This is a genomic window from Burkholderia sp. APQ4-4ca, assembly GCF_057837105.1.
In genome coordinates this window covers 1-6,503 of record NZ_JBYQCG010000148.1, presented here as the reverse complement: position 1 = coordinate 6,503, position 6,503 = coordinate 1, and the positions used below count along the sequence as shown (strand labels likewise).

The window sequence follows — 6,503 nt, the reverse complement described above, 5'->3', positions numbered from 1 at the left end:
AACACTTCCCATTCGGGGCGCGGAAACAGCAACAGGCAGCCGTCCGGGTGCTTGGTCACAGTCACCCGTCCTTCTGCCTGTCCTTGCAGCGCTTCGCGATAGCGAGCCGGCACCGACATCCGCCCTTTCGCATCGAGCGTCAGCGCCGACGCCCCTTGGAACACTTTCCGCTCTCCCGTTCAGGGCACCGAAGCACCCGCTCAATGCTGAGAATTTAGCCGGAACAGCCCGCTAAATCACACAAAAATACACTTTCTCACACTGTCTCCCACTTTAGAGGAAGGGTGTGGCACGGTCAAGGGAGCGGCCCGCTTTTTTGACGAATTTTGTTAGTTAGAACAAGGACTTACGCGCACATGCTCATGCGACCCCTCATACCAAAAACCGTTATAAATGAATGAGCTAGTGCAACTTGTGAAGGTGATACGTGAGAAAGACGGGCCAGACGGGCGTGCGGATGGGGCTTTCGGGGGCGGGAAAACGAGGAGTGAGCGGGCGGTATGGGGGCGGCGAACCGGAGCGGCGTCCCACGCCACCCCGGCGCTAATCTCAGAGATAGTACGCAGTGCGCGTCATGACTTTCGATGCGGCGCGCATCAGCATCCGCGCGGGCAGCGGCAGCTCTATCCCGCCGGCGTCGGTCGCGGCCTTGCCGTGCTTCACCTCGTCGATCCGCATCTGGTCGACGATCGCGCGCGACGCGGTGTCGGTCGGCGGCAGCTCGGACATATGACCTTCGAGATGGCTCTCGACCTGTCTCTCCGTCTCGGCCATGAAGCCGAGGCTGACCTTGTCGCCAAGCGTGCCGGCCGCCACGCCGATCGCGAGCGCGCCGGCATACCACAGCGGGTTCAGCAGGCTCGGGCGCGAATCGAGTTCCTTCAGGCGGTGCGCGGTCCATGCGAGGTGATCCTCCTCCTCGCGCGCGGCCTCCTCGAACATTGCCTTCGCCGACGCCGTGCGCGCGGTGAGCTTCTGCGCCTGGTAGAGCGCCTGCGCGCAGACCTCGCCGACGTGATTCACGCGCATCAGGCCGGCCGCGTGCGTGCGCTCGGCGGGTGTCAGTTCGACGTCCGTCGTATCGGCCGGCACGGGCACCGGCCGACTCATCCGGCTAATGCCGGTCAACGATCGCAGGCCGCGATCGAATTCGCTGATCAGTTCATCCAACACCATCCTGTTCTCCTGGCTGCAGGTGCCGCTGCGCGCGGCAAGGGCACGAGTGCGCTGCGTAACCGAGTTGATTATTCAGCGGAAATTGCGGTTAACCCGTGATTTTAACCATTGTTGCATAAAGGAAACATGGTGGCGTTGAGCTGCAGCATTTCGCTTTGTGGCAAAAACCGGCTTTGCTACATTACGTGCGACTTCTTGCGAAGTTGATGGGGCTCGTCGACAGAACATAACTATCCGCCCCGCCAAAAAAATTTAGTGATTCTTGGAGATCCGTTAATGAAAAAGTCGCTTCTCGCGCTCGTCGCGCTGGGTGCGTTCGCTGGCGCTGCCCATGCGCAAAGCAGCGTGACGCTTTACGGCATCATCGATGAAGGCTTCCTCTTCAACAACAACGCAGGCGGCAAGCACCTGTACGGCCTGGCCAGCGGCGTGATGCAAGGCAGCCGCTTCGGTCTGCGCGGCACCGAAGACCTCGGTGGCGGCCTGAAGGCAATCTTCACCCTCGAAAACGGTTTCGACGTGAACAGCGGCAGGCTCGGTCAGGGCAGCCTGATGTTCGGTCGCCAGGCTTACGTCGGCCTGTCGAGCCCGTACGGTACGGTCACGCTGGGCCGTCAGTACGACTCCGTCGTCGACTTCGTCGGCCCGCTCGAGGCAGGCGACCAGTGGGGCGGCTACATCGCCGCTCACCCGGGCGACCTCGACAACTTCAACAACGCGTATCGCGTGAACAACGCGGTCAAGTTCACGAGCCAGAACTACGGCGGCCTCACGTTCGGCGGCCTGTACAGTTTCGGCGGTCAGGCAGGCCAGTTCTCGAAGAACCAGGTCTGGTCGCTCGGCGCAGGCTACAACAACGGCCCGCTGGTCCTCGGCGTCGGTTACTTGAACGCACGTACGCCGAACCAGTTCGGCGGCATGTTCAACAACGGTTCCACGTCGTCGTCCGTCTCGTCGCCGGTCTACGGCGCGTACGCGAACAACGCGAACACGTACCAGGTCATCGGTGCAGGCGGCGCGTACACGTTCGGCGCGGCAACGATCGGCGCGACGTACTCGAACACGAAGTTCAAGGGCTTCTCGGCAGGCCCGTTCGTGAACCAGACCGCGACGTTCAACAACGGCGAAATCAACTTCAAGTACCAGTTGACCCCGGCGTTGATCCTCGGCGCGGCGTACGACTACACGCAAGGCAGCAAGATCGACGGCAACTCGGCAGCCAAGTACCACCAGGGCTCGCTGGGCGTCGACTACTTCCTGTCGAAGCGCACCGATGTCTACGCGATCGGCGTGTACCAGCACGCATCGGGCAACGTGCTCGATTCGAACGGGAACGTCCTGAAGGCAACGGCAGCGATCAACGGTCTGGCCGGCTCGAGCACGAGCAACCAGGTCGCGGCGCGCGTCGGCATCCGTCACAAGTTCTAATCAGCTTGCCTGACAAGCCGCAGCATATTGAAGGCGCCTTCGGGCGCCTTTTTCTTTTCTGGCGCGGCGAGGATGTCGGTGGGGGCGGATTGGTGAATCGACCGGTCCACAGGGGGCGGTAGACGCGCATCGCGGTGCGCCGTCCCGGCCATCGGGTCGAAGCGCGACGCTTGCGCCGCCGCCCGCACGAAACAGGCGCGTCCGGCCATTCACCCGCAGCCGAAAACGAAAAACCCGGCACAGGCCGGGCTTTTCGTTCAACCGTGTCGTTGCGTGCGTTACGCGCGTCCGTCTCGCAGTTCGCGCCGCAGGATCTTGCCGACGTTCGTCTTCGGCAACTCCGTGCGGAACTCGACGAGCTTCGGCCGCTTGTATCCGGTGAGCCGCTCCTTGCAGTAGGCAAGGATGTCCTTGTCGGTCAGCGCCGGATCCTTTTTGACGACGAACAGCTTCACGGCTTCGCCGGAATGCTCGTCCGGCACGCCGACTGCCGCCACCTCGAACACGCCCGGATGCGACGCCACAACGTCCTCGACTTCGTTCGGATACACGTTGAAGCCGGACACGAGAATCATGTCCTTCTTGCGATCGACGATCTTCACGTAGCCGCGCGCATCCATCACGCCGACGTCGCCCGTCTTGAAGAAGCCGTCCGCGAACATGACCTTCGCGGTCTCGTCCGGCCGGTTCCAGTAGCCGGCCATCACCTGCGGCCCGCGGATGCAGATCTCGCCCGGCTCGCCGAGCGCGACGTCGTTGCCGGCATCGTCGCGGATCGCGACTTCGGTCGACGGCAGCGGCAAACCGATCGTGCCGCTGTATTCGGTCGCCGTCACGGGGTTGCAGGTCGCCACCGGCGACGTTTCGGACAGCCCGTATCCCTCGATGATCGCGGTACCGGTCTTTTCATACCAGCGCTTCGCGACGCCTTCCTGGATCGCCATGCCGCCGCCGTTGGCGATCACGAGCTTCGACAGGTCCAGCTGACCGAATTCGGGATGGTTCAGCAACGCGTTGTACAGCGTGTTGACGGCCGGAATCGTCGAGATCTGGTAGCCCTTCAGTTCCTTGATCATGCCGGCGATATCGCGCGGATTCGGGATCAGGACGCCCATGCCGCCCGTACGCATCGTCAGGAAACCGCAGACGGTCAGCGCGAACACGTGATACAGCGGCAGCGCGACCACCGTCACGAACTGCTTCACGTCCGGGTACTTGTCGTGAGCCGGCTGATGCCAGGCGCCGGCCTGCAGCACGTTCGACACGATGTTCCGGTGCAGCAGCGTCGCGCCCTTCGCCACGCCGGTCGTCCCGCCCGTGTACTGCAGGAACGCGACGTCGTCGGGACCGATTTTCTGCGATTTGAAACCCAGCCGCGCGCCGTCCGACAGCGCGGCCTTGAAGCGCGTGAACGACGGCAGTTGCCACGCAGGCACCATCTTCTTCACGTTGCGCACGACGTAATTGACGAGCCAGCCCTTGATGCCGAGCAAGTCGCCCATCGACGCGACGACCACGTGCTTGACGGCCGTATTGGCGATGACGGCCTGCAGCGTCGACGCGAAATTCTCGAGGATGACGATCGCTTCCGCACCGCTGTCCTTCAGCTGATGCTCGAGCTCGCGCGGCGTATAGAGGGGGTTGACGTTGACGACGGTGTAGCCGGCACGCAGGACCGCGGCAATCGTGACCGGGTATTGCAGCACGTTCGGCATCATGATCGCGACACGCGCCCCGCGAGCCAGGCCGCGGGATTGTAGCCACGCGCCGAATTCGCGCGACAGCTTGTCGAGCTCACCGTACGTGATGCCCTTGCCCATGCAGACGAACGCGGTACGGTCGCGGTATTGCCGGAAGCTCTCGTCGAGCAGGTCCGGAACGGACGGATAAGGAGAGGAGTCAATTTCGGCTGGAACGCCGGGTGGGTACGATTTCAGCCAAATTTTATCCATACCGCGCGTCTCCTCACAGATTTTCGAATGGTCGTGCTAAAACGCATCGTAACGGCTCCCCCGCCCCGAGACAACAGGGTTAGATGTCCACTTCGAACTTGCATGTCAATTTCGTCTGATCATACGTCGATATTCGATCAAATCCGCTCAACTTCCACAAGACAATCGTAAAACGTCGCCGAATTGCCCAGGTCCGTCAGCGCCTGGCTCGTCACCTCGTTCGCGTTCCTGCCGTCCGGCGACAGCTTCTTCCACCAGATCGACAGCCCGACGACAAGCCCGGCACGCGCGCGATCGGTCACGCGCGCGAGCGCCTGCATCGACCCGCGGTCGTTGAAGATCCGGACGACGTCACCCTCTGCGATCCCGCGCGCGCCGGCGTCGGACGGATGCATGTCGAGGTGCGGCTCGCCTTCCGTCGAACGCAGGCTGTCGACGTTCACGAACGTGCTGTTCAGGAAGTGCCGGGCCGGCGGCGAAATCATCGCCAGCGGATAGCGTGCGGCAAGCTCGGGCGCGGCTTCGGCCGATTCGAACGGCGGCAGGTAGTCGGGGACGGGGTCCATGCCCATCTGCTCGAGCCGCGGGCTGTAGAACTCGCACTTGCCGGAGGGTGTGCGGAAACCGCCGTTCGCGAACGGCGCTTCCGGCAGCTTGAGCTTCAGCCAGCCGGCGCGCTTCAACGTGTCCCAGTCGCTGCCGAGCGCCGGATCGTCCCAGCGAAGCGCCGCGCGCGCGACCTCCTCGTCGCTGTGATAGAGCGCGGGCTCGTCGAGCCCCATGCTGCGCGCAATGCCGCGAAAGATTTCCGTGTTCGGCCGCGCATCTCCCACCGGCGGAATCGCGGGCAGGTTCGCCATCACGTAGGTATGACCATACGACTTATGGACATCCAGATGTTCGAGCTGCGTGGTCGCCGGCAACACAATGTCGGCGAAATCGACCGTATCTGTCTTGAAGTGCTCGAGAACGACCGTGAACAAATCGTCACGTGCGAAACCCTCGGCAACTTTCGACGAGTCCGGCGCAACCGCCACCGGATTCGAGTTGTACACGATCACCGCTTCGACTTTTGGCCCGAACGTCGCGTCGCCCGGATGCAGCAGCGCGTCGCCGATCGCGTTCATGTTGATGATGCGCGGCAGCTTGTTCGGCCAACCGGGCATCAGATCCGGTCGCAGCAGCGCCGCCTGATTGACGGGCGCGGATTCCGACGACGAGAGCAGCAGGCCCCCCGCCCGATCACGCCACGCCCCCGTCAGCGCCGGCAGGCTTGCAATCGCGCGCACGGCATTGCCGCCGCCGCGAACGCGCTGCATGCCGTAGTTGAGGCGAATCGACGCCTTGCGCGTGGCGCCGTAGCGACGCGCAAGGTCGACCAACTCCGATGCGTCGATGCCGCAGATCTGCGCGACGCGTTCCGGCGGATAGGACAAGGCGCGCGCCTTGAGCGCATCAAAGCCGAGCGTATGGTCCGCGATGTAATCGTGATCGAGCAGGTTTTCGGTAATCAGCACGTACATCATGCCGAGTGCAAACGCGCCATCGGTACCGGGCTTCAGCGCGATGTGCTGATGGCATTTCTCCGCGGTCAGCGAACGATACGGGTCGATCGCGACAAGACGCGCGCCACGGCGCTTCGCTTCCTGCGCGCGGGTCCAGAAGTGCAGGCTCGATGCAATCGGATTCGCGCCCCATATCAGGATCAATTCGCTTTCCTCGAAGTACTCGAGATGCATGCCGACACTACCGCCGTACGTGTAGCGCAGCCCGGCTGCACCGGCCGCCGAGCAGATCGTGCGCTCGAGCCGCGAGGCGCCGAGCTTGTGGAAGAAGCGTTGGGCAATGCCCTCGCCTTGCACGAGCCCCATCGTTCCTGCATAGCTGTACGGCATGATTGCTTCCGGCGCGCGCTCGGCGATTTCACCGAGTCGACGCCCGATCTCG

Annotated in this window: 5 protein-coding genes; 1 reads left to right on the top strand and 4 read right to left on the bottom strand. The window is 63.1% G+C overall.

Annotation, left to right across the window (positions count from 1 at the left end; genetic code table 11):
* On the bottom strand, positions 1-164 hold a 164-nt coding region (locus tag AC3IFE_RS18380), incomplete at its 3' end, for a division/cell wall cluster transcriptional repressor MraZ (protein WP_489191469.1).
* A gap of 385 nt (positions 165-549) precedes the next feature.
* On the bottom strand, positions 550-1,176 hold the full coding sequence (gene coq7, locus AC3IFE_RS18375; RefSeq protein ID WP_126359555.1) for a 2-polyprenyl-3-methyl-6-methoxy-1,4-benzoquinone monooxygenase: 627 nt from the start codon (positions 1,174-1,176) through the stop codon (positions 550-552).
* Positions 1,177-1,452: 276 nt separating this feature from the next.
* On the opposite strand from coq7, the gene AC3IFE_RS18370 reads away from it, so the two are divergent.
* Positions 1,453-2,604, top strand: coding sequence for a porin (locus tag AC3IFE_RS18370; RefSeq protein ID WP_301737965.1), 1,152 nt, complete (start codon positions 1,453-1,455; stop codon positions 2,602-2,604).
* A gap of 278 nt (positions 2,605-2,882) precedes the next feature.
* Here AC3IFE_RS18370 and AC3IFE_RS18365 read toward each other — a convergent pair whose 3' ends face one another.
* Positions 2,883-4,556, bottom strand: a complete 1,674-nt coding sequence (locus AC3IFE_RS18365; RefSeq protein WP_489191467.1) for a long-chain fatty acid--CoA ligase — start codon at positions 4,554-4,556, stop codon at positions 2,883-2,885.
* Between the two features lie 137 nt (positions 4,557-4,693).
* Positions 4,694-6,503 (bottom strand): molybdopterin-containing oxidoreductase family protein (locus AC3IFE_RS18360; RefSeq protein ID WP_489191465.1); only part of this gene is annotated, 1,810 nt, incomplete at its 5' end.